Source organism: Pseudomonas sp. NPDC087639 (genome assembly GCF_044743385.1).
GTDB lineage: Bacteria > Pseudomonadota > Gammaproteobacteria > Pseudomonadales > Pseudomonadaceae > Aquipseudomonas.
In genome coordinates this window covers 1-2,343 of the sequence record NZ_JBIUWI010000157.1, presented here as the reverse complement: position 1 = coordinate 2,343, position 2,343 = coordinate 1, and the positions used below count along the sequence as shown (strand labels likewise).

Annotated in this window: 2 protein-coding genes; one reads left to right on the top strand and one right to left on the bottom strand. The window is 54.5% G+C overall.

Features of this window, described 5'->3' with window-relative positions; genetic code table 11:
* The first annotated feature begins 423 nt into the window (after positions 1-423).
* Complete coding sequence (gene icd / locus ACIOVB_RS27425) at positions 424-1,680, top strand: NADP-dependent isocitrate dehydrogenase (RefSeq protein WP_401272267.1); 1,257 nt, start codon at positions 424-426, stop codon at positions 1,678-1,680.
* A gap of 79 nt (positions 1,681-1,759) precedes the next feature.
* On the opposite strand, the gene ACIOVB_RS27420 is transcribed toward icd, so the two are convergent.
* The gene (locus ACIOVB_RS27420) at positions 1,760-2,041 is read right to left on the bottom strand and encodes a cold shock domain-containing protein (protein WP_401272266.1); all 282 of its coding nucleotides are present in this window, start codon (positions 2,039-2,041) and stop codon (positions 1,760-1,762) included.
* Positions 2,042-2,343: the final 302 nt, after the last annotated feature.

The following is a 2,343-nucleotide window of genomic DNA, read 5'->3' as shown; positions in this document are numbered from 1 at the left end:
GTAAGCGCGTTCGTTCAAAGTCATCCATGAACCGAATGTCGAGATTCTTCGCGGTGATGTTGGGTGCATCAGTAGAGCGTCAAGCGGTCGGGCTGCGGTAACAGCTCAACCAATCAGGCGGAAAGTCTCATTCTAGAGAGGCCAGCCGTCGTGACCCTTTGGTCAGCGGGCGGCATTATACATAGGTAGCTGGCAATCTGCCGATGGTTCATATGCAACGATTCTCGTCCATTGGTCTAAAGGTCGCAGGGCAGGGTGAGGCGTAGAGTCGCCGCGAATGCTTGAGTTTGGCGCTTTTCCCTTTGCTTTCAGGCTTGTACGAAACCAGATGTGCTCGCGCCGTGAACAGAGGGTTTGCGTGTTGATTTAACTGGGTTACGCTCGAACCAAGCCAGATGTTCAATCCAAACAATGGAGTTCAGCATGGGTTACAAGAAGATTCAGGTTCCAGCCGTCGGCGACAAAATCTCCGTCAATGCAGACCATTCTCTCAATGTTCCTGATAACCCGATCATCCCCTTCATCGAAGGTGACGGCATTGGTGTCGACATCAGTCCGGTGATGATCAAGGTTGTCGATGCTGCAGTTCAAAAGGCATACGGCGGTAAGCGCAAGATTTCCTGGATGGAAGTCTATGCCGGGGAAAAAGCCACTCAGGTTTACGATCAGGACACCTGGCTGCCTCAGGAAACGCTGGACGCAGTCAAGGATTACGTGGTTTCCATCAAAGGCCCTCTGACCACTCCGGTGGGTGGGGGCATTCGCTCGCTGAACGTGGCCCTGCGTCAGCAACTCGACCTATACGTCTGCCTGCGCCCGGTGCGCTGGTTCGAAGGTGTGCCTAGCCCGGTGAAAAAGCCTGGCGACGTCGACATGACCATCTTCCGCGAAAACTCCGAGGACATTTACGCCGGTATCGAGTGGAAGGCTGGTTCGCCGGAAGCCACCAAGGTCATCAAATTCCTTAAAGAAGAAATGGGTGTCACCAAGATCCGTTTCGACGAAAATTGCGGCATCGGCGTCAAGCCGGTTTCTTTAGAGGGCACCAAGCGTCTGGCGCGCAAGGCTCTGCAATATGTGGTCGATAACGATCGCGACTCGCTGACCATCGTGCACAAAGGCAACATCATGAAGTTCACCGAAGGTGCCTTCAAGGAATGGGCCTACGAAGTGGCGGCCGAAGAGTTCGGCGCGACCCTGCTCGACGGTGGCCCTTGGATGCAGTTCAAGAATCCGAAAACCGGCAAGAACGTTGTCGTCAAGGATGCCATCGCCGACGCCATGCTCCAGCAGATCCTGCTGCGCCCGGCCGAATACGATGTGATCGCGACCCTCAACCTCAACGGCGACTACCTCTCCGACGCCCTGGCGGCAGAAGTGGGTGGTATCGGTATTGCGCCGGGCGCCAACCTGTCCGACACCGTGGCGATGTTCGAAGCGACCCACGGCACTGCGCCGAAGTATGCCGGCAAGGATCAGGTCAACCCGGGCTCATTGATTTTGTCAGCGGAAATGATGCTGCGGCACATGGGCTGGGTCGAAGCGGCGGATCTGATCATCAAGGGCACCAACGGCGCCATCAGTGCCAAAACCGTGACCTATGACTTCGAGCGTCTGATGGAAGGTGCCAAGCTGGTTTCGTCTTCTGGCTTCGGTGATGCGCTGATTTCGCACATGTAATAAAAAACAGTTGTAACGAAGCCGCCCGGCTCGAGTGATCGAGTCGGGCGGCTTTTTTATGGCGGGCGGTTTTGTTGCGTCAGTTGGTGACTGATTGCTGCTGAGCGGTGGCCGGAGCGGCTTCTTTCACGGCCTCGGTGGTTTTAATATTGTGCGCATGCAGGCCTTTGGGGCCTTGCACAATATCAAAACTCACGGCTTGCCCGGCCTTGAGGGTTCTATATCCGTCCATCTGGATGGCGGAGTAATGCGCAAAGAAATCAATCTCTTTGCCGTCCTCATCTCGACCTTCATGGGTGTCGGTATTAATGAAACCGAACCCCTTGGCATTGTTGAACCATTTCACCTTGCCGACAGCCATGCTCAAATCCCTCTGCAACAGACTCCATCGCTGGAGTATCATCCAAGTCATCCGCAATCTAATCCGTTAAAAGGATTGACTCCGCGGATCTTTTTTACCCACTGTGGGCTCTATTGGTTGTAACACCGTTTTCCCGATAGTCAAGGTGACCGGGCAGTCGGAGTTGAAAACGTGTGCTGCCGCCCCCACCACTGTATTTGCACAACTGACGAACCTTTCTTTCCATGCATGCAATCAGCCAGATTCGACTAACATTCAATCAGGATCGCCCGCTTCTCCAAAAGGATCTTCCAGAGGAGCAC

Coding starts and splice junctions, on each gene's coding strand:
- icd (WP_401272267.1), top strand. CDS start 424: ATGGGTTACAAGAAGATTCAGGTTCCAGCCGTCGGCGACAAAATCTCC.
- ACIOVB_RS27420 (WP_401272266.1), bottom strand. CDS start 2,041: ATGGCTGTCGGCAAGGTGAAATGGTTCAACAATGCCAAGGGGTTCGGT.